Annotated in this window: 18 protein-coding genes; 9 read left to right on the top strand and 9 right to left on the bottom strand. The window is 67.9% G+C overall.

The window, feature by feature from the left end:
* Positions 1 to 6: 6 nt before the first annotated feature.
* The 6 genes from kdpC to C9424_RS03785 all read left to right on the top strand — a co-directional run bounded on the left by kdpC (position 7) and on the right by C9424_RS03785 (position 9,488).
* On the top strand, positions 7 to 618 hold the full coding sequence (kdpC, locus tag C9424_RS03815; RefSeq protein WP_116765588.1) for a potassium-transporting ATPase subunit KdpC: 612 nt from the start codon (positions 7 to 9) through the stop codon (positions 616 to 618).
* A 24-nt stretch (positions 619 to 642) separates the two neighbouring features.
* Entirely contained in the window at positions 643 to 3,291 is a 2,649-nt protein-coding gene (locus tag C9424_RS03810) for a DUF4118 domain-containing protein (protein ID WP_116765587.1), read from the top strand.
* Positions 3,288 to 3,962, top strand: coding sequence for a response regulator (locus C9424_RS03805; RefSeq protein WP_116765586.1), 675 nt, complete (start codon positions 3,288 to 3,290; stop codon positions 3,960 to 3,962). Before C9424_RS03810 ends, C9424_RS03805 begins: the two co-directional genes overlap by 4 nt.
* A gap of 299 nt (positions 3,963 to 4,261) precedes the next feature.
* A complete protein-coding gene (locus C9424_RS03795) occupies positions 4,262 to 6,937 on the top strand; it encodes a DUF4118 domain-containing protein (RefSeq protein ID WP_116765585.1) in 2,676 nt (891 codons plus the stop codon).
* Positions 6,934 to 7,608, top strand: a complete 675-nt coding sequence (locus C9424_RS03790) for a response regulator (protein WP_116765584.1) — start codon at positions 6,934 to 6,936, stop codon at positions 7,606 to 7,608. The genes C9424_RS03795 and C9424_RS03790 overlap by 4 nt, the downstream gene beginning before the upstream one ends.
* A 77-nt stretch (positions 7,609 to 7,685) precedes the next feature.
* Complete coding sequence (locus C9424_RS03785; protein ID WP_161958190.1) at positions 7,686 to 9,488, top strand: sensor domain-containing diguanylate cyclase; 1,803 nt, start codon at positions 7,686 to 7,688, stop codon at positions 9,486 to 9,488.
* A gap of 8 nt (positions 9,489 to 9,496) precedes the next feature.
* Here C9424_RS03785 and C9424_RS03780 read toward each other — a convergent pair whose 3' ends face one another.
* Positions 9,497 to 10,630, bottom strand: coding sequence for an acyl-CoA dehydrogenase family protein (locus C9424_RS03780; RefSeq protein WP_116765655.1), 1,134 nt, complete (start codon positions 10,628 to 10,630; stop codon positions 9,497 to 9,499).
* Between the two features lie 334 nt (positions 10,631 to 10,964).
* Between C9424_RS03780 and C9424_RS03775 the strand changes: the two genes are divergently transcribed.
* Positions 10,965 to 12,704: an AMP-binding protein gene (locus C9424_RS03775; protein ID WP_116765582.1), complete on the top strand. Its 1,740-nt coding sequence runs from the start codon at positions 10,965 to 10,967 to the stop codon at positions 12,702 to 12,704.
* A 2-nt stretch (positions 12,705 to 12,706) separates the two neighbouring features.
* The gene (locus tag C9424_RS03770; RefSeq protein ID WP_091250456.1) at positions 12,707 to 13,213 is read left to right on the top strand and encodes a MarR family winged helix-turn-helix transcriptional regulator; all 507 of its coding nucleotides are present in this window, start codon (positions 12,707 to 12,709) and stop codon (positions 13,211 to 13,213) included.
* A gap of 8 nt (positions 13,214 to 13,221) precedes the next feature.
* On the opposite strand, the gene ctlX is transcribed toward C9424_RS03770, so the two are convergent.
* From ctlX to C9424_RS03755, 3 genes are all read right to left on the bottom strand, one after another.
* On the bottom strand, positions 13,222 to 14,175 hold the full coding sequence (gene ctlX / locus C9424_RS03765; RefSeq protein ID WP_116765581.1) for a citrulline utilization hydrolase CtlX: 954 nt from the start codon (positions 14,173 to 14,175) through the stop codon (positions 13,222 to 13,224).
* A gap of 7 nt (positions 14,176 to 14,182) precedes the next feature.
* The gene (locus C9424_RS03760) at positions 14,183 to 15,214 is read right to left on the bottom strand and encodes an ornithine cyclodeaminase (protein ID WP_116765580.1); all 1,032 of its coding nucleotides are present in this window, start codon (positions 15,212 to 15,214) and stop codon (positions 14,183 to 14,185) included.
* Positions 15,215 to 15,375: 161 nt separating this feature from the next.
* The gene (locus C9424_RS03755; RefSeq protein ID WP_116765654.1) at positions 15,376 to 15,807 is read right to left on the bottom strand and encodes an Lrp/AsnC family transcriptional regulator; all 432 of its coding nucleotides are present in this window, start codon (positions 15,805 to 15,807) and stop codon (positions 15,376 to 15,378) included.
* Between the two features lie 239 nt (positions 15,808 to 16,046).
* Between C9424_RS03755 and C9424_RS03750 the strand changes: the two genes are divergently transcribed.
* Positions 16,047 to 19,220 carry a bifunctional cytochrome P450/NADPH--P450 reductase gene (locus C9424_RS03750; protein ID WP_116765579.1) on the top strand — a complete coding sequence of 1,058 codons (3,174 nt, stop codon included), beginning with the start codon at positions 16,047 to 16,049 and terminating at the stop codon, positions 19,218 to 19,220.
* Positions 19,221 to 19,295: 75 nt separating this feature from the next.
* Here the strand turns inward: C9424_RS03750 and C9424_RS03745 are convergent, their stop codons facing one another.
* The 5 genes from C9424_RS03745 to C9424_RS03725 all read right to left on the bottom strand — a co-directional run bounded on the left by C9424_RS03745 (position 19,296) and on the right by C9424_RS03725 (position 24,179).
* Complete coding sequence (locus C9424_RS03745; protein WP_202615758.1) at positions 19,296 to 19,796, bottom strand: hypothetical protein; 501 nt, start codon at positions 19,794 to 19,796, stop codon at positions 19,296 to 19,298.
* Positions 19,797 to 19,816: 20 nt separating this feature from the next.
* Positions 19,817 to 20,596 carry an enoyl-CoA hydratase gene (locus tag C9424_RS03740; RefSeq protein ID WP_116765578.1) on the bottom strand — a complete coding sequence of 260 codons (780 nt, stop codon included), beginning with the start codon at positions 20,594 to 20,596 and terminating at the stop codon, positions 19,817 to 19,819.
* 76 nt (positions 20,597 to 20,672) lie between these two features.
* Positions 20,673 to 21,614 (bottom strand): 3-hydroxyisobutyrate dehydrogenase, encoded by a 942-nt coding sequence (gene mmsB, locus C9424_RS03735; protein ID WP_116765577.1) that lies wholly within the window; start codon positions 21,612 to 21,614, stop codon positions 20,673 to 20,675.
* Positions 21,607 to 22,680, bottom strand: a complete 1,074-nt coding sequence (locus C9424_RS03730; protein ID WP_116765576.1) for an enoyl-CoA hydratase/isomerase family protein — start codon at positions 22,678 to 22,680, stop codon at positions 21,607 to 21,609. The genes mmsB and C9424_RS03730 overlap by 8 nt, the downstream gene beginning before the upstream one ends.
* Positions 22,680 to 24,179, bottom strand: coding sequence for a CoA-acylating methylmalonate-semialdehyde dehydrogenase (locus C9424_RS03725; RefSeq protein ID WP_116765575.1), 1,500 nt, complete (start codon positions 24,177 to 24,179; stop codon positions 22,680 to 22,682). Before C9424_RS03725 ends, C9424_RS03730 begins: the two co-directional genes overlap by 1 nt.
* Positions 24,180 to 24,295 lie beyond the last annotated feature (116 nt).

Genomic DNA, 24,295 nt, shown 5'->3' with positions numbered 1-24,295 from the left:
ATCCCCATGAACACACTCACCGGCTACCTCCGGCAGGCAGGCACCGCCGTCCGGTTCTTGCTCTTCGCCACCCTGGTCCTCGGCGTGGCCTACCCCCTGGCCGTCTTCGGCGTCGGACAGCTCATCGCCCCGTACCAGGCCAACGGCTCCATCATCAAAGACAGCGCCGGCACCCCGGCGGCGTCCGCCCTGATCGCCCAGGCATCCGCCAACGACGCCGGAGCCCAGGACCCCAAGTGGTTCCACGCCCGGCCCTCGGCCGTGAAATGGGACCCGGCATCGTCCTCGGCGTCCAACCTGGGCCCCAACGATCCGAAACTCCTCGACGCCGTCGCCGCCAACCGGGCCGCCGTCGCCTCCGCAGAAGGCATCAGCGAGCAACAGGTGCCCGCCGATGCGGTAACCGCCAGCGGTTCGGGACTGGACCCGGACATCTCCCCGGCGTATGCGAAGCTGCAGGTTCCCCGCGTCGCCGCGGCCCGGCATCTGAGCGCAGACACCGTGATGTCCCTGGTCAACAAGCACACCACCGGCGGTCTGACGGCCTTCCTGGGCCAGCCGTCCGTCAACGTGACCGCCCTTAACGTTGATCTGGCCGCCGCGTCCCCGTCCAAGTGAGAGTCCAGGCGGAGGGATAGCCCGGTGGCACGCGGAACGCTGCGGATCTTCCTGGGGGCCGCACCCGGGGTCGGCAAAACCTACGAGATGCTCGAAGAGGCGCACCGGCTGGGCGGGCGCGGCGAGGACGTCGTCGTCGCGTTCGCCTTGGACCACGGGCGGGCCGACACGAGAGCCCTAATGGAGGGGCTCGAAGTCATTCCGCCCCGGCGCCTGCCCTACCGGGGCGCGGAGTTTGAGGAAATGGACCTGGACGCCGTCCTGGCCCGCGCCCCCGAGACAGCGGTCGTGGACGAATATGCCCACTCCAACGTCCCCGGCAGCCGCCACACGAAACGCTGGCAGGACGTCGATGAACTCCTCAATGCCGGCATCAACGTCCTCTCCACGGTCAACATCCAGCACCTGGCGTCCCTGGGCGACGTCGTCAGTGCCATCACCGACGTGCGGCAGGCGGAGACGGTGCCGGACGATGTGGTGCGCCGGGCCGACCAGATCGATCTGGTAGATATCCCGCCTGAACTGCTCCGGCAGCGTCTGGGCGACGGGAAGATCTACGCCGCGGACAAGATCGATGCCGCCCTGTCCAACTACTTCCGGCTGGGCAACCTCAGCGCGCTGCGCGAGCTCGCCCTGCTGTGGCTGGCCGACCGCGTGGACGAAGGCCTGGCCAAGTACCGGGCCGAACAGGGCATTGAAGCCAGCTGGCCGGCCCGGGAACGGATCGTTGTCGGGCTGACCGGCAGCCCCGAAGGGGAGGTCCTCATCCGCCGCGGCGCCAGGATCCTCAACCGGGTCAACGGCGGGGACCTCCTGGCCGTGCACGTCCGGGCTGCCGACGGTATCGCAGAGGAGTCGCCACAGGCGCTGGAGGCCCAGCGCCGCCTGATCCTGGACTTGGGCGGCAGCTACCACGTCGTGACCGGCGAGGACCCCGCCGCCGCGCTCCTGGACTTCGCCCGCGGCGTCAACGCCACCCAGATCGTCGTCGGCATCTCCCGCCACAAGAAGCTCGCCGGCCTGCTGGGAACACTGCTCGGCGGAGGCGTCGGAACCCGGGTCGTCCGGGATTCCGGCGACATCGACGTCCACATGGTCTCCCACCCACTCGGCGGACGCGGCGCCGGCCCGCGGCAGCAACGGGACCTTGGCCGCATCCGGGTCGCGGCAGGCTTCATCCTGGCCGTCGCGCTCCCTGTGCTGCTCCAGATGCTGCTCTCCCTGAACCCCGATCAAAACGTCGCGACCGCGGCGCTGATCCAGCTCGCCGGATCCGTCGCCGTCGCCCTCGTCGGCGGACTCTGGCCGGCGGTTCTCGCAGCCCTCTGGAGCAGCCTGCTGGTCAACTACTTCTCCACGCCCCCGGTGGGCACCCTGACCATCAGCGACCCGCAGAACTTCCTTGCGCTGCTGGTCTTCGTCGGCGTCTCCGCAGCCGTCGCCGTCGTCGTCGACCTCTCTGCACGCCGGTCCAAAGAAGCCGCCCGCGCCCGCGCGGAAGCCGCCACCCTGGGAGACCTCACCCGCGGTGCCGCCCGCACCGAGGACACCCTGAAAGGACTCCTGGAACAGGCCCTGGACGTGTTCCAGGTCAGCGGCGCTGCCCTCTACACCTCCACCGGATACACCGGGACAGGAGCTGGCGGGAGCAGCGGCTGGCGGCTCATTGCAGAGGCCGGCACAATCCCTCCCGCTCCGCCGGAGGATGCAGAAAACATCGAACAGATCGACCCCACCACCCGAATCGTGCTCTCCGGCCGGACACTGCCGGCCAGCGACAGACGGCTGCTCGGAGCCTTCGGTGTGCATCTGGCCGCACAACTGGAACGCCAGCAACTGGCGGCCAGTCGACGCGAAGTCGTGCGGCTGGCCGAAAGCAACACCATGCGCACCTCCATTCTCCGAGCCGTCTCCCACGACCTCCGCACGCCCTTGGCCGGCATCAAACTGGCCGTCGGAGGCCTCAGGCAGCCCGACATCCACTACACCCCCGAGGAGCAACAAGAGCTGCTCGCCACCATCGACGAATGCTCCGACCGGCTGGACGCACTGGTGGGCAACCTGCTGGACATGTCCCGGATCACCTCCGATTCCGTCAACCCGCTCATCAAACCGGTGCGCTGGTACGAAGTGATTCCGGCCGCCCTCCACGGAACCCCGGCCGGCAGAGTGCGGGTGGAGCTGCCGGGAAACATGCCCGAAGTCGACGCCGACGCCGGAATGCTCGAACGCGTCATCGCGAACATCGTGGAGAACGCCGTCAAATACGCGCCCGACTCCGACATCGTCCTCGTCGGAGCTGCCGGCGGACTCAGCCACGTAACCCTGCACGGCCGCCCCGCGGGAGAACTACGAATCATCGACCACGGCCAGGGCGTCCCCGCAGAAAGCGTCATCCGGATGTTCCAGCCCTTCCAGCGCTTGGACGACATCCCGCAGGCCACCGGCGTCGGGCTCGGCCTGGCCGTGGCCAAAGGCTTCACAGAAGCGATGGGCGGAAACCTGACCGCGGAAGAAACACCAGGGGGCGGACTGACCATGGTGATCCGCCTGCCACTCTCCGCCGGCGCCGCTTTCGACCAAGATGCCGCCCAGGCCCCGATCGAGGCCCAGTCGGCACTCCTGGGCCGGCACCACACCAGGCCGCTGTCCAGCACGGAAGGCACGCCGTGAACGACGTGCTGGTGGTCGACGACGATCCCCATATCCTCAAAGCCCTCAAAATTACCCTGCACGCCCACGGATACACCGTCGTGACGGCCCACGACGGAGAATCCGCACTCCAGTGCGCGGCCCGGCACCCCTTCGGCGTCATCGTCTTGGATCTGGGCCTGCCCGACATCGACGGCACCACGGTCATCACCCGGCTCCGGCAATGGAGCCGTGTCCCTGTTCTGGTGCTCTCCGCCCGGCACGGCTCCGACGACAAGGTCAAGGCACTGGACGCCGGAGCCGACGACTACGTCACCAAACCCTTCGGACTGGACGAGCTCCTGGCCCGGCTGCGCGCCGTCCAACGCCGGAGCATCCAAGCCGACGAAGCGCCCGTGGTGAGAACAGCCTCCTTCACGGTCGACCTGGCCATGCGGCGTGTAACCCGCAACGGGAAGGACGTGCGCCTGACCCCCACGGAATGGGGCATCTTGGAAATCCTGGTCCGGAACCCCGAAAAACTCATCACCCAGCACCAGCTCCTCACCGAAATCTGGGGTGCCGCCTACACCAAGGAAGCCAACTACCTCCGCGTCTACATGGCCCAGCTCCGCCGCAAGCTCGAACCAGAACCCGGCAACCCGCGCCACTTCATGACCGAAGCCGGCATCGGATACCGGTTCCAGCCCTAATCCGATCGCCGGGACCGCGTAGCCGCTACCTGTCTTTTTCCCCGGTCGTGCCAAGGTGCCGCCGCGGGGGCATGGGCTAAGAATCCACGCCGCGGCGACGGGAGACAGCGAAGCGGTCGCTACGCCCGGCCCCTTGAGCGAAGGGCACGCGGGCTGCGGCCAGGCATGCTTTCCTAAGCCGGTGACCGACAATTTGGTCGCTCGTCCAGCCGTCGGTCAACGTGACTGCACTCAACCTCGCTGTGGCGGCGGCCGCACTGCCGTCGCAGCCGGCGCAATCCAAGTGACAGAATGACGACATGGCACGTGGAACGCTGCGGATCTTCCTGGGGGCCGCGCCCGGCGTGGGTAAGACATACGAGATGCTGGAGGAAGCCCACCGACTCAGCGAGCGAGGCGAAGATGTGGCGGTAGCGTTCGCGCTCGACCACGGCCGCGCCGACACAAGGGCACTCATGGCCGGCCTCGAGGTCATTCCGCCCCGGCAGCTGCGCTACCGGGGAGCGGAGTTCGAGGAAATGGACCTGGACGCAGTTCTGGCCCGTGCCCCCAAGACCGCGGTAGTGGACGAGTACGCCCACTCCAACGTCCCGGGCAGCCGCAACCAGAAGCGTTGGCAGGACGTGGATGAACTTCTCAACGCCGGGATCAATGTCCTGTCAACGGTCAACATCCAGCATCTGGCGTCCCTGGGCGACGTCGTCAGCGCCATCACCGACGTCCGCCAGGCAGAAACCGTGCCGGACGACGTCGTGCGCCGCGCCGACCAGATCGATCTGGTCGACATCCCGCCGGAACTGCTGCGCCAGCGTCTCAGCGACGGAAAAATCTACGCCGCCGATAAGATTGACGCGGCCCTGTCCAACTATTTCCGCCTGGGCAACCTCGGCGCGCTGCGCGAGCTCGCTTTGCTGTGGCTGGCCGACAGGGTGGACGAAGGGCTGGCCAAATACCGGGCCGAACAGGGCATTGAAGCCAGCTGGCCAGCCCGCGAGCGCATCGTGGTGGGCCTGACCGGAGGCCCTGAGGGCGAGGCACTCATCCGCCGCGGGGCCCGTATCCTGACCAGGGTCAGCGGCGGGGACCTTCTGGCCGTCCATGTGCGCGCCGCCGACGGTGTCGCTTCGGAGTCACCACAGGCGCTCGAACGGCAGCGGCGGCTGATCCAGGATCTGGGCGGCAGCTACCATATCGTATCCGGAGAAGACCCGGCGGCCGCACTGCTGGACTTCGCCCGCAGCGTCAACGCCACCCAGATCGTGGTCGGTATTTCGCGCCACAAGAACCTCGCGGGCGTGGTGGGCGGTCTCTTGGGTGGCGGGGTGGGGACGCGGGTGGTGCGGGGCTCCGGGGACATCGATGTCCACATGGTCTCGCACCCCCTCGGCGGCCAGGGCACGGGGGTGCCGCACCCCCGCGATCTCGGCCGGGTTCGGGTGGCAGTAGGCCTGATCTTGGCGGTCCTGTTGCCTGCGCTGCTGCAATTGCTGCTGCTGGCCCTGAACCCGGAGCGCAACGTGGCCACAGCGATGCTGGTCCAACTGACCGGCTCCGTCGTGGTGGCCCTGGTTGGCGGACTATGGCCGGCGATCCTCGCCGCGCTGTGGAGCAGCCTCCTGGTCAACTACTTTTCCACCCCGCCGGTCGGCAACTTAACCATCAGTGATCCGCAGAACTTGTTTGCCCTGCTGGTGTTCGTGGGCGTCTCGGCGGCCGTCGCCGTCGTCGTCGACCTTTCGGCACGCCGCTCGAAGGAGGCTGCGCGGGCCCGTGCCGAGGCAACGACGCTGGGTGACCTGACCCGCGGCGCCGCCGGGTCGGAGGACACCGTTCAGGCGCTGCTGGAGCAGGCGCTGGGTGTTTTCCAAGTCCGGGGCACTGCCCTGTTCAGCCGCGAGGCCGACACCGGGGACGGCGCCGGAAGCACGGCCAGTGGCCGGCCGTGGCGGCTGCTCGCCTCGGCTGGAGAGATCCCGGCTACGGCCGAGAGCGCTCGGGGGGACGCCGCCACCGGCGACAACGTCGAGGAGATCGATGCCGCCACCCGGCTGGTCCTTTACGGACGGATCCTGCCAGCAAGCGATCGGCGCCTCCTGGGGGCCTTCGGCGTCCATTTGGCGGCCCAGCTTGAACGCCAGCAGCTGGTTGTCAGCCGCCGGGAGATGCTGCGCCTGGCCGAGAGCAACACGATGCGCACTTCCATTCTCCGCGCCGTGTCCCACGACCTGCGCACCCCGCTGGCCGGGATCAAACTCGCCGTCGGCGGCCTGCGCCACGACGGCTTCCGCTACACCCCGGAAGAGGAGCAGGAGCTGCTGGCTACCATCGAGGAGTGCTCGGACCGGCTGGACGCCCTGGTGGGGAATCTGCTGGACATGTCCCGGCTCACCTCGGATGCCGTCAATCCCCTCCTCAAACCGGTGCGCTGGTTCGAAGTGATCCCCGGAGCCCTCGGCGCCGTCCCTCCGGGCAGGGTGCGGGTGGACCTGCCCGCCAACATGCCGGAGATCGACGCCGACCCGGGAATGCTGGAACGTGTCATTGCGAACATCGTCGAAAACGCCGTGAAATACGCCCCGGACTCAGATATTGTCCTGGTGGGGACGGCCGGCGGCCTCAGCCCGGCGACACTCGAAGGGCACCCTGCGGGCGAGCTGCGGATCATCGATCATGGTCGCGGCGTCCCGGCGGAGAGTGTCGTCGAGATGTTCCGTCCGTTCCAGCGGCTCGATGACACGCCGCAGGCCACCGGGATCGGACTCGGCCTGGCCGTGGCGAAAGGATTCACCGAAGCAATGGGCGGAACGCTGGCCGCGGAAGAGACGCCAGGTGGCGGTTTGACGATGGTCATCCGGCTTCCCCTGTCCACGGGCGTGCCGTTCGACGCACGCCCCGCCCAGGCTCCGCTCGAGCCGCAGTCGGCCGTGGGGCGCCGCCATGCACTGCCGCTCAGGCCTGGACCGGACGCCGGATGACCGCCGTCCTGGTGGTCGATGACGACCCGCACCTGCTGAGGGCACTCCGAATCACGCTGCAGGCCCACGGTTACTCGGTGACCACTGCGGCAGACGGGCGTTCTGCCCTGCTGAGCGCATCCCAGCACCCCATGGCGCTGGTCATCCTGGATCTCGGCCTGCCGGACATCGACGGCACCACAGTCCTGCGGGAGCTCCGGTCCTGGAGCCAGGTCCCGATCCTGGTGCTCTCAGCCCGCCACGGCTCCGAGGACAAAGTGGAAGCGCTCGACGCCGGCGCGGACGACTACATCACGAAGCCGTTCGGCCTCGACGAGCTGCTGGCCCGGATCCGTGCCCTCCTGCGCCGCAGCGTTGACCAGGAGCAGGCACCCGTGGTGACCGCCGGGGCCTTCACCGTGGACCTGGGCAAACACCGTGTCATCCGCGACGGCCAGGATGTGCGGCTGACCCCCACCGAATGGAACATTCTGGAGGTGCTGGTCCGGAACCCGGAAAAGCTCATCACACAGCAGCAGCTGCTCTCCGAGGTCTGGGGTCCGGCGTATGCCAAGGAAACCAACTATCTCCGGGTCTACATGGCCCAGCTGCGGCGCAAACTCGAACCGGACACCGCCAACCCGCGCCATCTGCTCACCGAGGCCGGCATCGGCTACCGGTTCATGCCCTGAGAGTTTTTCCTGGCTGTGCTTGCTCAGAGCGACTGCTGAGTTTTCGCATGCCGCGGCCGGCAATGGATACTGGGGCAATGACAAATCGCAGCCCGCTCAACTGGGACGATGCCGGCCCGTCGCCGCTGCCGGAGATCCCGGCGCAACTGCGGGCCGTCCTCAACGGAATCCCGGCCATGGTGGGCTACTGGGATACGGAGCTCCGCAACCGCCTGGCCAACGACGCCTACGGCACGTGGTTCGGCATTGAACCCGGCCAGTTGTACGGCATGCATATCGGCGACGTGCTCGGGGAGGCAGTCTTCGAGGCGAACCGGCCGCACATCGAGCTCGTGCTCGCGGGAGAGCCTCAGAAGTTTGACCGGACCCTCGTGGATGCCGCGGGCGAATCGCGCTTCACCGAGGTGACGTACACCCCCGATGCCCGGGACGACGGCGCGGTACAGGGGTTTTTCGTCCAGGTCACGGACATCACGGAGCGGGTGCTGGCCGATCGGCGCAGGCAGCAGGACATGGACCGGTACCGGGCCCTGGCGCGCAGCGTCCCCGGTGTCTTCGTGCTCCTCTTCGACGCCGATCTGCGGTACCTGATCGCCGAAGGGCAGGAACTGGAGACGTTCGGCTACCGCACGGAGGAGCTGGAAGGCCGGCGCATCCAGGACGTGCTCAAGGGCGATCTCGCCAGCGAGCTCGAACCGCGCTACCGTGCGGCCCTCGCCGGCCGGGAAGTCTCCTGGAGCCGTCAGATCGGCCACCGCACCTACCGGCTCAAAGCCGGACCGGTGTACTCCGACGACGAGGCCACGGCCGGCATGGTCGTGGCGGTTGACGTCACCGAGCGCCTGCAGCAGCAGCAGGTCTGGGAGGCCCTCCACGAAATAGCGACCGCTGTCGCCCGCAACGCCGCCCCCGCCGACATCTCCGAGCGGGTCGCGGCCATCGTCCTTGAGCTGTTCAATGTGGACTCCGCCGCCGTCGTCCGTTTCACGGGTGCATCGTCGGCGGAAATCGTCGCCATGGCCCCCGCCCTCCCGCCGACGCTGAGCCGCCGGCACATCTTTGCCCCGACTGACGAGTCGGCCACCGTCCGGGTGGCGTTGACGGGCAAGCCTGCCCTCGTTATTTACGGGCCGGAGGGCGGACCGGCGGCGGAGCAGATGCGCGCCGGCGGCTTCCAGTCCGCGGCGGCGGCGCCGGTCCGGGTCGGGGGAAGCCTGTGGGGCGTGGTGACCCTGACCTCGAAATCCCGCACGGGTGTCACGGAAGCCATGATGGCGCGGCTGGCCCAGTTTGCGGAGCTCGTCGAGATCGCCATCGGAAACTCGGAGGCACGGACCGACCTCGAACTGCAGGCCACCACGGATGCCCTGAGCGGCCTGCCCAACCGGCGGGCCCTGGAACGGCACCTCGCCGAACAGGTTGCGCTGGCCGGGACGCGCGGCACCAGCCTGAGCGCGGTCGTCCTGGATATCGACCACTTCAAGAGGGTCAACGACACCTACGGCCACCTTTTGGGCGATGTCGTCCTGGCCGAGGTCGCGGCGAGGCTCCGGAGGGTCGCCCGGAGCCAGGACATCCTGGCCCGCTTCGGCGGCGAAGAGTTCGTGTGGCTGCTCCCGGAGACGAACGGCGCCGAGGCCCTGCAGGCGGCGGAACGGGCCCGGGAGGCCATCGCGTCCGAGCCGTTCGGGGACGTCGGCTTCCTGACGATCTCCGCCGGCGTCTGCGAGCAGCGCGACGCCGCGGCCGGGACCCTCCTGGACTGCGCGGACCGGGCTCTCTACGAGGCGAAAAACGCCGGCCGCAACCGCACCTCACGCTACGGCCACGCCACCCGGACCGCCCGTGCCGGGGACGGCCCGGGCGGACTCCGCGCCTAGCTCAGCGCTTAAACGAAGGCCGACTTTCCGGTCACGGCCCGGGCCACGATCAGTGAATTGATCTCGTAGCTGCCCTCGTAGGTGTACAGGATCTCGGCGTCGCCAAAGAGCTTGCCCATCTCGTAGTCGCTGCTGATCCCGTTGCCGCCCATGAGCGACCGGCCCATCGCCACCGAGGCCCGCGCCAGCCGCGTGGTGGTGGACTTGGCCATGGCGGCCTGGACCATCTCCAGCTTGCCCTCCTCCTGGATCCTCGCCAGCTGGGCCATCAGGGCCAGCGAGGCGGTGGCGTTGCCCAGGATCTCGGCGAGCTGCTGCTGGATGAGCTGGAAGCGGGCCAGCTCCTTGCCGAACTGCCGGCGCTGCAGCGAATAAGAACGCGCGACGTCGAACGCGGCCAGCTGGATGCCGGCGCCCTGCCAGCCCACCCAAGCGCGCGAATCACGCAGAAGCTCGTTGGCCTTGGAGAAGTCGGTGGCCCCCGGCAGCAGGTTGGCTTCCGGGATGCGGACCTCATCCAGGACGATGTCCGCGTTCTGCATGATGCGCAGGCCGATCTTGTTGGCGATCTTCGTGGCGGTGTACCCGGGCCGGTCCGTTTCCACGATGAAACCCTTGATGTGCTGGTCGGCGACGTCGCGGGCCCAGACGAGGGCGAAGTCCGCAATGGTGCCGGCTCCGATCCAGCGTTTGGCGCCGTTGATGACCCACTCGCCGTTCTCCAGCCGCGCCGTGGTTTCCAGCCCGCCGGCGATGTCCGAACCATGGTCCGGCTCGGTCAGGGCGAACGCCCCGAGCTGGGTGAAGGCGGTGAGGCCGGGAAGCCAGCGGGCCTTCTGCTCCTCGGAGCCAAGCTGATCGATCATGCCGACAATCAGCTCGTTGTGGATGCCCACGAGCGCCGAGAGCGAGACGTCGGCGCGGGCCACCTCGACGTACATGAGGCCCTTGAAGAGCTTGGACGTGCCGTCCGTCTGCAACCCGCCCAGGCCGTACTTCCCGAGTTCCGCGAGCAGACCGAAGGGGAACTCCTCGCGGTTCCAGTAGCCGATCGACGCCGCCCGGATCCGGGACTGCAGGAATTCCCGGACCTCCTGGTACCGGAGCTGTTCGTCCGGCGGCAGCAGGTCCACGATGTACATGAGGTCGGCGTCGGGAAACGGCGGCTCTGCCGCGGGGCCCGCCGCAACCGTTCCGGCTGGGGCTGATCCGGCTGTGCCTGATTCGGCTGTGTCTGATTCGGCTGTGGCCGACTGTCCGTTGGCACGTCCTGGTGACTGCACGGGCACGCATCCCTTCGTCATGCGCCGCCAGCAGAGCGACGCCGCTCTTCCAAACCCTTGGATGTCCTAGTATATTGCAGAGTGACGGGGATCACTAGGCGGGCGCCGCGGCGGCCTGGCGGGATCCCAGGCAACGGCGTTGTGCCACGGACCGCCCGGAACGGCTGCGCCAGCGAACTTCGAAAGGTGCACCATGACCGTAACTGAGGAATTCCGGGCCGCCAGGGACCGGCTGCTTGCCCTGCGCGGGGACTACGAGGCCGCCCGCAGCGAATTCCAGTGGCCGCGCTTCGAGGAATTCAACTTCGCGCTGGACTGGTTCGACCAGCTCGCGGCAGACCCGGCCAAGGCGGACAACCCGGCCCTAGTGATTGTCGAGCAGGACGGATCAGCGACGCGGCGCAGCTTCGCGGACCTCTCCCGGCGCTCTTCCCAGGTGGCCAACTGGCTGCGGAGCCGGGGCGTGCGGCGCGGGGACCGGATGATCATCATGCTCGGCAACCAGGTGGAGCTCTGGGAACTCATGCTGGCCGGCATCAAGCTGGGCATCGTCATGATCCCCACCACCACCCTGATGGGGCCCGCGGACCTCCAGGACAGGGTGGAGCGCGGCGGCGCGGCCTGGGCCGCCGTCGGAAGTGCCAACATCGCCAAGTTCGTTGACGTCGCGGGTGACTACACGCTGATCGAAATCGCCGACGCCGCCGCAGAACCGGCCGGACCACAGGACACGGCGCTGCAGTACGCAGACGCCGCCGCGGCCAGTGAGGATTTCACCCCGGACGCCCCCACCCTGGCCGACGAGACCCTCCTGCTCTACTTCACCTCCGGCACCACGTCCAAGGCCAAGCTGGTGGAGCACACGCACACCTCCTACCCGGTGGGTCACCTCTCCACGATGTTCTGGATCGGGATGGAGCCGGGCGACGTCCACCTCAACGTCGCCTCCCCGGGCTGGGCAAAGCACGCCTGGTCCAACGTGTTCACGCCCTGGATCGCCGAGGCCTGCGTGTTCATCTACAACTACGAGCGCTTCGACGCCAAGGCCCTCATGGAGCAGATGGACCGCGAGTCGGTGACGAGCTTCTGCGCCCCGCCCACGGTCTGGCGCATGCTCATCCAGGCCGACCTCACGCAGCTGAAGAACCCGCCCACCAAGGTGGTGTCCGCCGGCGAACCGCTCAACGCCGAAGTGATCGACCAGGTCCACCGCGCCTGGGGCCAGACCATCCGGGACGGCTTCGGGCAGACCGAATCGACGGTGCAGATCGCGAACACCCCGGGCCAGCCGATCAAGATCGGCGCCATGGGCAGGCCGCTGCCCGGCTACGACGTCGTGCTCGTGGACCCCGCCACCGGTGAGGAGTCTGACGACGGCGAACTCTGCCTGCGTCTGGACCCCCGCCCCGTGGGGCTCATGAAGGCCTACTACGGCGACCCGGAGAAGACCGCGGAGGCTTTCCGCGACGGCTACTATCACACCGGCGACATGGCCAGCCGGGACGAGCGCGGCATCATCACGTATGTGGGCCGGGGCGACGACGTCTTCAAGTCCTCCGACTACCGGCTGTCCCCGTTCGAGCTGGAGAGCGTGCTGATCGAGCACCCGGCGGTGGCGGAGGCCGCCGTCGTCCCGTCCCCCGACCCGCTCAAGCTGTCCGTGCCGAAGGCGTTTGTGGTCCTGGCCGCCGGGCACCAGCCCGGCCCGGAGCTCGCCGAGGACATCCTGCGGTACTGCCGCGAACACCTGGCCCCGTTCAAGCGGATCCGCCGCCTGGAGTTCGCCGAACTCCCGAAGACCATCTCCGGCAAGATCCGGCGCGTGGAGCTCCGCCACAGCGAGGAAATGCGCCACGGCGGCGGACCCGTTCCGGAGGGCCTGGGCATCGAGTATTCCGAGGCCGATTTCCCGGGACTCAAGGGGCAGAGCTGACCGTGGGAACGCCGCTGCCCCGAGATCCGATCGCCGACGCCCGGCTGAACTGGGAGCGCCACGGCTGGGCCGACGTCGCCGCCCCGATGGCGGCCATCACCGCCATCATGCGGACCCAGCAGATTCTGCTGGGCCGGATCGAAGCCGTGCTCAAGCCGTTCGGGCTCACGTTTGCACGGTATGAGCTGCTGGCATTGCTCAGTTTCGCACGCAGCGGCGCGTTGCCCATGAATAAGGCGAGCGCGCTGCTTCAAGTTCACCCCACCTCGGTCACCAACGCCGTGGACCGGCTCGAGAATGCCGAACTGGTGGTCCGTTCCCCGCATCCGACGGACGGCCGGACCACGCTGATCGAGCTCACCGCGGAGGGCCGCGCCCTGGCCAAACAGGCGACGGCGGTGCTGAACTCCGAGGTCTTCGGCCGCTCGGGCTTCGCAGACCAGGACGTGGACCAGCTGATCCGGATCCTTGGCACGTTCCGCCGGAACGCCGGGGACTTCAGCGATTAGAGGACCGGTCAGCCGCCGACGCCGGCAGGGACGGGCCTGCGGTCGAGATGGATGCCGGCGATCATGCATCGCACGGACCCTCCGGCCAGTTCGATCGTGGGAACCTCCACGGGCAGGAGGGTGCAGCTTCGTTCGATGACGGCCTTCTGCTCCGCCGTCAGGGTTCCCAGGGCCCGACGGGAGAGCGCCAGCACGCGGCCTTCGACGCCTTGCAGCTCGATCGCGTTGCCTGCGAAATTGCTGATCTGGTAGGGGCTCAGCTCGATGACCCTCCGTCCCCCGGCGGCAAGCCGTTCCATCACCTCACGCCGGCGCACCGCCGAGGGGATCAGGTCCGCTCCGACCATTGCGAAGCCCGTCGCCACAGTCATCATCACGTTCGTGTGATAGACGGCAGTGCCGTTTACGTCGACCGCGTCGAACAGCATGGGCTCATAGCCGAAGTTCGTACAGAACCGCTCCAGCGCCACGGGATCGGCGCGGCGGGAACGTGCGGCATAGGCCACACGGGCGCCGTGGTCCAGGACCATGGCTCCCGTTCCCTCCAGGAAGACGCTGTCCATTTCCAGCCCGGAATAGTCGATGACGTCCTGCACCCGGTAATGGGTCTTCAGGAAGTCCAGGATGTCGCTGCGGCGTTCGTGCCGGCGGTTGGGGGCGTACATCGGGAAGATCCCGATCCGGCCACCCGCATGGGTGGAGAGCCAGTTGTTGGGGAACACACTGTCCGGGCGGGTTTCGTCATGGTCCTCGAAGAGGTGCACCGTGACACCGGCCGCCTCCAGCGCCGCGGCCAGCCCCGTCACCTCGTGACGGGCGGCGGCGGCCAGCGTTTGCCGGTCCCCGGAGTGAGCCTGCGTCTGGAAGGCCGTCTGGAAGGCATTGTCCACTGCCGTCGCCTCGTTTGGCATGAAGTTGTGCGGCCTCACGAGAACGACGGCGGAGGGGGCTTGAACTGACATCGCAGGCTTACGAGCCAACCGGGGAAAGGGCGCCCACGAGGCCGAACAGGTTCTTCGGGTCCTCCGGGCTGGCGACGAGGTCGATCTCCACAAAGAAGTCGGTGCCGGCGACGGCGTCGCGCACGAACCGCAGGGCGGAAAAGTCCTCAATGGCAAAGCCGACCGAGTCGAAGATGGTGACCTGTGCATCGCCGGTTCGTCCGGGTGCTTTGTCGGTCAGGACCTGCCAGAACTCCGTGACGCGGAAGTCGGCCGGCATGTGCTGGATCTCCCCTTCGATCCGGGTCTGGGGGGCGTATTCGACGAACACGTCGCCGAGTCCGAGGATCGCCGGTTCAAGCTCGGTCTTCCCGGGGCAGTCCCCGCCGATGGCATTGATGTGGACGCCCGGTTCAATCAGGTCCGCCGTGAGGATGGTGGCGTTGGCCTTGTCCGCGGTGCACGTAGTGATGACATCGGCATCCCGCACCGCATCCGCGGCGGATGCGGCGATTGTGATGTCGAAGCCCAGCGGCGCCATGTTGGCCACGAACTTCTTGAGCGCGGCGGGATCCGTGTCCCATACCCGGAGTGTGGAGATCCCCAGGGCACTCCGGAACGCGAGGGCCTGGAACTCGGACTGGCTTCCACTGCCGATCATCGCCATGACGCGCGAGCCGGCACGGGCGAGCTTCTTGGCCACCATGCCGGACGTCGCTGCGGTGCGCAGCGCTGTCAGGACTGTCATCTCGGTGAGGAACGTGGGATAGCCGTTGTGGACGTCGGCCAGGACGCCAAACGCTGTCACGGTCTGGAAACCGCGTGCGGGGTTGGACGGGTGGCCGTTGACGTACTTGAAACCATAGGTCTCGTGATCGCTCGTGGGCATGAGTTCGATGACGCCGAACGGCGTGTGGCTGGCGATCCGGGGCGTCTTGTCGAACGACTCCCAGCGCCGGAAGTCGTTCTCAACGTACTCGATCATGCCGGAAATGATGGTCTCCGGTCCGCGTCCGGCTGCCCAGCGCACCATGTTGTGGACATCGACAAAGCGCGTCATCGCGCCTCCTCATTCTCTAGTTAGTTGCTGATGCCACAACTCTAGGATTCGGCGATATGCAGTCTCAATTGCCAAACAGCAAGCTTTTTGTTGTGCAACTAATCATAATGACGACGCTGGTTGCATATTTTGTTGGCTGGATCTTCTGGGCCCCGTGATCCCTAGCGCAGCACGGAACTCAGCAGGAGGCTCGTTTCGCTGTTGACAACGCCGTCGACGCCGCGGATCCGGCCCAGGACTTGGTCGAATTCGACAAGACTCTCGGTGCGGAGCTCAGCAACAAGGTCCCACCCTCCGTTGGTGGTGTGCAGTGCCGTGATCTCGGGAAAGCCCCTGAGCTGGCGGATAACCCTGTCTGTCGTCCTGCCTTCCACAGCAATCAAGGCAACGGCGCGGATCGCCAGCGGGTCGAGTTCATCGCGGACTCGGACCGTGAATCCGACGATGGTCCCGGATGCCACAAGCCGCTCCAGCCGGCTGTTGACGGTAGCCCGAGCAACGTCTAGCCGGCGCGCCAGACTGGCCACCGAGGCCCTGCCGTCCTCACGGAGGGCAGAAAGGAGCCGGCGGTCAAGATCATCAAGGGCGGTCATTGTCATAATGTACGTCGAGCTTCACTATTTTGCGATTTCCATCAATGAAAAGTGAAGCCCCTGACCGTTGCGTCGGCATATCGCCCACACCTCGGTCCCGACCTATCGCCCCTATTGCCCGGGATCTGAGCGGAGTATCGTGGATCCGGGCAGGCCGGTCCCGTCCCGTCCCGTCCCGCAGGAATCCCAGAGGAAACAGTGCTCACAAGCGTCATATCGGCGACCGCTTAGGAGGGCCCATGCCTTCAGCTCCCGTCCCCATACCGCAGCCTCCCCCGCGGCCGGTAGTCGGCAACTTGCCCGATATCGACTCCAGCAAGGGCATTCTGGGGCTGGTCGAGGTGGCCGAGCAGTACGGCCCCATCGTCCGCATCCAGTTCTTCAACCGCAGCATCATCGCTCTCTCCTCCCAGGAGCTCGTCAACGAAGTGTGCGACGAATCCCGCTTTGGCAAGGTGCTCGGCGTCGCGCTCCGGGAGGTGCGGCAATTCGCCGGCGATGGCCTGTTCACCGCGGAAACACGGGAGCCCAACTGGCAAAAGGCGCACCGGATCCTGATGCCGGCGTTCGGACCGGCGGCGCTGAAGCGGATGTTCGTGGGCATGGACGACATCGTCGAGCAGCTGCTGCTCAAGTGGGAACGGCTCGGCCCCACGGCCCGGATCGATGTTCCGGACAACACCACCCGCCTGACGCTGGACACGATCGCCCTGTGCTCGTTCAAATACCGGTTCAACAGTCTCTACCGGGAGGAGATGCATCCCTTCGTCGGGGCCATGGTCCGTGCCCTGGTCGAATCCGGGGACCGGGCCCGCAGGCTCCCGGTGCAGAACAAGATCATGCTGCGCCGGCGGCACCAGCTCGAGGAAGACAATGCTCTAATGTTCGAGGTCGCCGAGCAGATGATCAGCGACCGGCGGCGCAATCCCAGCCCTGCGGGCAGCGAGGATATCCTCGACACCATGCTCAACGCCGCTGACCCGGTGACCGGCGAGCGGCTGTCCGATGAGAACATCCGCTACCAGATGGTCACCTTCCTCATCGCCGGCCATGAGACCACCAGCGGCCTGCTGTCCTTCACCCTCTACGAGCTGATGCGGCATCCGGCAGTCCTGGCCAAGGCGCACGCCGTGGTGGATGAGGTCCTGGGCACCGAAAGCGCCAGGTTCGAGCACCTGCCCCGGCTGGGATACCTGGACCAGGTCCTCAAGGAAACCCTCCGGCTTTGGCCCACCGCCCCCGCGTTCAACGTGGCCCCGTTCGAAGACACGACGCTGGGCGGACGCTACGAAGTCCCCGCGGGGCAGCCGATCCTGGTCCTGCTCCCGCGGCTGCACCGGGACAAGGCGGCGTGGGGCGAGGACGCCGCCGTCTTCGACCCGGAGCGGTTCTCGCCCGAGCGGGCCGCGACCATCCCGGCCAATGCCTGGAAACCGTTCGGCAACGGGCAGCGCTCCTGCATCGGGCGGGGCTTTGCCCTGCAGGAGGCCATGCTGTTCCTGGCCAAACTCCTGCAGCGCTTCGATATCACCCCGGCGGACCCGGGCTATGAACTGCAGATCAAGCACACGCTGACGATGAAGCCTGAAGGGCTGTTCATCCATGTGCGCCGGCGGGACGTCCGGATCGACGCCGCCAGCCATGCCGCCGTCGAACATGCCCGGCAGGCGGAAACGCCGAGCGCCGCCCCCAACGGCATCCCGATCCGGGTGCTCTACGGTTCGAACGCCGGCACCTCCCAGGACTTCGCCCAGCGCATTGCCAACGACGCCGGACGGCGCGGCTACAGCCCCACCATCGGCCCGCTCGACGAGGCAGCCGGCGGACTGCCGACGGAGGGGCTCGTCGCGATCGTGGCCTCCTCCTACGAGGGGCAGCCGCCGGACAACGCCCGGAAATTCCTGGCCTGGACCGTAGGCCTACCGCCGGGCGGCCTCAGCGGGGTGCGGTACACGGTCTTCGGCAACGGCAACAAGGACTGGGCGCGAACGTACCAGCAGGTGCCCAAGGCCGTCGATTCCCGGCTCGAGGCCGCCGGCGCCGTGCGCGTCTATCCCCGGGGCGAGGCCAACGCCCGCGGCGACTTCTTCGGCGATTTCGACGAGTGGTATGCGGGATTCTGGCCCGCCGTCGACGCCGCCCTCGGGCAGCGGACCAGCCCACCGGCCGCGCAGCCCCAGCTTGAACTTCAGTTCGTGGGCAACGTCCGGGACCCGCTGCTGCGCCAGAACGGCCTCGCCCTCGGCACCGTCGTCGCCAACCGGGAGCTGGTCGATCTGGCCAAGCCCGGCGCCCGGTCCAAGCGGCATGTCGAGATCGCTTTGCCCGAAGGGATGAGCTACCGGACCGGTGACTATCTGGCCGTGCTGCCGCTGAATCCCAGCGGACTCGTCCAGCGCGCCCTGGCCCGCTTCAACCTCGACTACGACTCGCATGTCCTGTTGAGCATGGAGCGCGGCGACACGTTCCTGCCCACCGGCGCGCCTGTGGCCGTGGGCGAACTGCTGAGCAGCTACGTCGAGCTGGCGGTCCCGGCCACGCGCACGCAGCTCGAGGACCTGGCCGATGTCGCGGCGGATCCGGCACACCGCAGGGAACTTGAGGCCCTGGCACAGGACCGCGAGCGCCATGCGGCCGAGATCCTCGACAAGCGCGTCTCCCTCCTGGATCTGCTGGAAACGTATCCGTCGTGCCAGCTGTCGTTCACCTCGTTTCTGCAGCTGCTGACCCAGCTGACACCCCGGCGGTATTCCATTTCCTCTTCCCCGCTGTGGAGCCCCGACCACGCGACCCTGACGTTCGCCGTCGTCCAGGCGCCCGCCTGGTCGGGTCGAGGCGTCTTCGAAGGCGCCTCCTCGACCTATCTCGCCCAGGCCAGGCCGGGATCACGGATCGCGGTGACCGTCCGTCCCTCGAATGCGGCCTTCCACCCGCCCCCATCCTTGGCGGTCCCGCTCATCATGGTCTGCGCCGGGACAGGGCTGGCGCCGTTCCGCGGCTTCATCCAGGACCGGGCGCTGCGGGCCCAGGCCGACGGTTCGGCGCCGGCGCCCGCCCTGCTGTTCTTCGGCTGCCGCGCCCCGGACACGGATTTCCTGTATCACGACGAACTTGCGGCGTGGGCGGACGAAGCTAACCTGGACCTCCGGCCGGTCTTTTCCACCGCACCCGAAGACGGCATGAAATACGTCCAGGACCGGCTCTGGGCCGACCGGGCAGACGTCGTCGAGCTGGTCAAGCAGGGCGCCACGGTCTACGTCTGCGGCGACGGCAAGCACATGGCGCCGCAGGTGCGCGAGACGTGCGTGCAGATCTACCGTGAGGCCACCGGTGCCTCCCTGGCGGACGCCGAGGCGTGGATGGATGAGGTCGAACGCACCCACGGCAGGTACGTGGCCGACATCTTCACCTGATGATGCGCAGCCGCTCCCGCAGCCCGGCTGCGAGTCCGGCTATGGTCAGGAGGTCGAACAGGCCGCCGCCAATTTTCACGAAACGGCGGCGTTTACCCCGGCGAGCCGGAGCCGGAGATGTACCCGGGTCCCGGTCCGGGCGCCCGGACCGTCACTCGGCTGCGGTCCAATGCCCGGCGCCGGCCGCAGCACGATCGCCCAGCTGACTGCCAGCGCGCCGCGTTGCGAACGGTGCACCAGGACCTGTGGCGGGTCCACGGCCACAATCTCGAAGGTGGCCCCGGGGCCGCCCCAGTCGGCAATGACGTCTCCCACGCTGAGGTCCTGCAGCTCCGGGTCAACGGTCCGGAGGGCCCTGCGCCTGGCGGGGATCAGCGCTTCCGCCCAGCCGGGCAGGTACCAGCCGGAACGTTCCTTGCCCAGCTGGACGATCCACGGCCAGACGGTCTCGGGCGGGGCTGGCAGGTCGAAGGCTCGGTCCATCACCACGTCCGGGGCGGGGACCAGCGCATCGCCCGGCACGAGGGCCCGGACCTCGTCCGGGGACGGACCGACTCCCAGGAATCCGGTGTTCATGCGTGCCTTCCTGCCAGCGCTTAGCGGTGGTTGAACTCCGGCTGCCGCTTCTCAGTGAAGGCCGCCATGCCCTCTTTCTGGTCCTCGGTGGCGAACAGCGAGTGGAACACGCGCCGCTCGAACAGCACGCCCTGGGCCAGGCCGGTCTCGAAGGCCGCGTTCACGGCTTCCTTGGCCACCATCGCCACGGGCTTGGACTTGGAGGCGATCACCGTGGCGGCCTTCAGGGCCTCCTCGACGACGTCGGCGGCCGGGACCACCCGGGACACCAGTCCGGCACGTTCGGCTTCCTCGGCGCCCATGAACCGCCCGGTCAGGATCATGTCCATCGCTTTGGATTTGCCCACCGCGCGGGTGAGGCGCTGCGAGCCGCCCATGCCCGGGAGGACGCCGAGGTTGATTTCCGGCTGGCCGAACTTGGCGTTGTCCCCGGCGATGATGAAATCGCACATCATGGCCAGTTCACAGCCGCCGCCGAGGGCGAACCCGGACACGGCCGCGACCACGGGGATGCGGAGCCGGGTGAAGTCCTCCCAGCCGCGGAACCAGTCCGCCGCGTACATGTCCATGTAGCCCTTGGACTGCATTTCCTTGATGTCCGCGCCGGCGGCGAAGGCCTTGGCGGAGCCGGTCACCACCACCGCTCCCACGTCCGGGTCCTTGTCCATCGCGGTGACGGCCTTCACGAGCTCGTCCATCGTGGCCTTGTTGAGGGCGTTCAGGGCCTCCGGCCGGTTGAGCGTCACGAGGCCCACGCGGCCGCGGCGCTCCACCAGGATGTTCGCGTACTGTTCCGTCATGCGTGTTCCCCTTAGCTGGTTCTGAGCCTGCGTGGCCCTGAGCCTGTCTGGCTCCAGATGCTGCTGCCGCCCGGGACTAGTGCCCGGACGCGCCGGATTCTGATTTGTCGCGGATGTCGGTGATGATGCCGGAGAAGTCCCGCCCGGCACCGCCCTCCGCGGCAAAGGTATCGTAAATTTCGGAGGCGAGCGGACCCAGGCGGGCCGCGACGCCGGTGCTCTGGAGCGCGTTGAGCGCCAGTTTGAGGTCCTTGGCCATCAGTGCCCCCGCGAATCCGGGCTGGTAGTCCCGGTTGGCGGGGCTCGTCGGGACCGGCCCCGGCACGGGGCAATTGGTGGTCAGCGCCCAGCACTGTCCCGAGGCTGCGGAGGCGACGTCGAACAGCGCCTGATGGGTCAGCCCGAGCTTCTCGCCCAGCACAAAGGCCTCGCTGACAGCGATCATCGAGACGCCCAGGATCATGTTGTTGCAGATCTTGGCCGCCTGGCCGGCACCGTGCCCGCCGCAGTGGACCACACGCTTGCCCATGACGTCCAGCAGCGGCTTGACGGCCTCGAAATCTTCAGGGAGGGCACCGACCATGAACGTGAGCGTGCCGGCCTCGGCGCCCACCACGCCTCCGGAGACGGGGGCGTCGACGGCGTGGTGCCCGGCCGCGACCGCGAGCTCCGCGGCCTCGCGGGCCTCGTCCACGTTAATGGTGGAGCAGTCAAGGAACATGGTGCCCGGCGCCGCGGCCTCCAGCAGACCGGGCTGGCCGCCGGTGCCCCGGTAGGCGTCGAGCAGGTGCTGCCCGCTGGGCAGCATGGTCAGCACGACGGCGGCCCCCGCCGCGGCCTCGACGGCCGTCCCGGCGGTCGGAATGCCGTGTTCCCGGGCGGCGTCCAGGGCCGCCGGGACGACGTCGAACCCGGTCACGCCGTAACCGGCCTTGACCAGGTTAACGGCCATCGGGCCGCCCATGTGGCCGAGCCCGAGGAAAGCGATGCGGCCTTCCCGTGGTGTGGTCTCAGGCATTGTTCTTCTCCTTTGAAGAGAGCTTCAGTTCACGGTCGCCCAGCGGCGCAAAATAGGACTCGACGTCCTCGTTCGTCACGTCTGCGAGGGTGGCGGGCTGCCAGTGTGGCGTGCGGTCCTTGTCCACCACCTGCGCCCGGATGCCCTCGCGGAAGTCGGGGCCGGCAAGGAACCGCAGGCCCACCCGGTACTCCTGTTCCAGGGCCTCCGCCAGGGTCAGCCCGCGGACCCGGCGCAGGGATGCCAGCGCCACTTTCACGGCCGTCGGTGATTTGGCTGTAATCGTGTCCGCGGCCTCGGCGGCTGCTTCTCCCCCAATAGTGCGCAGTCGGCGAACGATCTCCCCGGCGTCGTCACTGGAGTAGCAGGCGTCGATCCACCCGCGCTGTCCGGCGAGAACAGACTGCGGAGCCGGTTCGGCGAACCGTGCGACGACGGCGTCCGCCGGTTCGGTTTCGAGCGCCGCCGCCAGCTCCGGCAGCCGGGCCGAAGGCACGAAGTGGTCTGCAAGGCCCAGGAACAGCGCGTCCGCCCCGCTCAGGTGGGCGCCGGTCAGGGCCGTGTGCGTGCCGGTCTCCCCCGGTGCGCGGGACAGCAGCAGGGTGCCGCCGACGTCGGGCACGAACCCGATGGTCGTTTCCGGCATGCCCGAGCGGGTGCGTTCGGTGACGATCCGCACCGAACCGTGCGCGGAGATGCCCACCCCGCCGCCGAGGACCAGCCCGTCCATGAAGGCGACGTAGGGCTTGGGGTACTCGGAGATGAGCAGGTTCAGCCGGTATTCGACGGCCCAGAAGTCCGGGGTGGCGTCCCCGCCATCGAGCATGTCCCGGTAGATGGCCACGATGTCGCCGCCCGCGCACAGGCCCCGGTCGCCGGCGCCCCGGACCAGTACCGCCGCGACGGCGTCGTCCTCGGCCCAGACCGTGAGCTGGTCCAGCATCGCGGCAGCCATTCCGGCGGTGAGCGCGTTGACGGCCTTGGGTCGGTTCAGCGTCACGACGCCGAGGCGGCCGCGGCGCTCGAACAGGACGTCGGCAGTCTCGTCGGCCCCCTGGTCAACCATCAGCTGCCTTCCGGCATGACGAAGCTGGCGCCCGTGCGGATGCCAGAGGGCCAGCGGGTGGTGACGGTCTTGGTCTTCGTGTAGAAGCGGAAGGCGTCGGCGCCGTGCTGGTTGAGGTCGCCGAAACCGGAGGCTTTCCAGCCGCCGAAGGTGTAGTAGGCGATCGGCACCGGGATGGGAACGTTGATGCCCACCATGCCCACCTGGACCCGGCTGGCGAAGTCGCGGGCAGCATCGCCATCGCGAGTGAAGATGGCCACGCCGTTGCCGAACTCGTGCTCGCTGCACAGGCGCAGCGCCTCGTCGTAGTCCTCCGCGCGAAGCACGCTGAGCACCGGGCCGAAGATCTCTTCCTTGTAGATCTTCATGTCCTTCGTGACGTTGTCAAACAGTGTGGGACCCACCCAGAAGCCGTTGTCGTAGCCCTCTACCTTCAGGCCGCGTCCGTCAGTGACGAGGCTGGCCCCCTCCTCGACGCCGGAGGCGATGTAGCCTTCGATCCGCTCCTTGGCGGAGGCCGCCACGACGGGGCCGAAGTCGGAATCCTTGGCCAGGCTGTGGCCGACCTTGAGCACGGCGATGCGCTCCTGCAGCTTCGCCACGAGGGCATCGGCGGTCTTCCGGCCGACCGGGACGGCCACCGAAATCGCCATGCAGCGCTCGCCCGCGGAGCCGAAGCCTGCCCCGATGAGGGCGTCCGCGGCCATGTCCAGGTCCGCGTCCGGCATGATCACCATGTGGTTCTTGGCCCCGCCGAAGCACTGGGCGCGCTTGCCGTTCGCCGCGGCGGTCGCGTAGATGTACTGGGCAATGGGCGTGGAGCCGACGAACCCGATGGCCTGGACGCGGGGATCCGCGAGCAGCGCATCCACCGCTTCCTTGTCCCCGTTGACCACGTTGAAGACGCCGTCGGGCAGGCCCGCCTCGGTGAAGAGCTCGGCCAGCCGGAGCGGCACGGAGGGGTCCCGCTCGGAGGGCTTGAGGATGAAGGCGTTGCCGGCGGCGAGGGCCGGGCCGGACTTCCAGAGCGGGATCATGGCCGGGAAGTTGAACGGCGTGATGCCGGCGACGACGCCGAGGGGCTGCCGCATCGAGTGCACGTCGACGCCGGTCCCGGCGCTGTCCGAGAACTCGCCCTTGAGCAGGTGCGGGGCGCCGGCGGCGAATTCCACGACTTCGATGCCTCGCTGGATGTCACCCTTGGCGTCGAGGAAGGTCTTGCCGTGTTCGGAGGACAGCAGGGTGGCGAGCTCGTCCATGTTCTGGTTGACCAGGTCCACGAACTTGAGCAGGATCCGGCCGCGCCGCTGCGGATTCATGGCGGCCCATGCCAGCTGACCCTTCTCCGCGCTGGCAATGACGTTGCCCACCTCCTCGGCGCTGGCCAGCGGCAACCGGGCCTGGACCTCGCCGGTGCAGGGATCGTACACATCGCTGAACCGGCCGGAGGTGCCGTCCACCCGCTGCCCGTCAATGTAATGGGATAGCTCTCGAACCATGACCGAATGCTCCTTTGCATGTGACCTAGATCATCTCTCCAGCCGAATATACTCGGACTTCCTACTAATTTCCAGAGGACCGGTGGGAGGCGGCCGCTTCGTCCGCGGGCCAAGTT

Source organism: Arthrobacter sp. H-02-3, from assembly GCF_003097355.1.
Taxonomy (GTDB): domain Bacteria; phylum Actinomycetota; class Actinomycetes; order Actinomycetales; family Micrococcaceae; genus Arthrobacter; species Arthrobacter humicola.
This window is presented reverse-complemented; position numbering and strand designations above follow the sequence as displayed.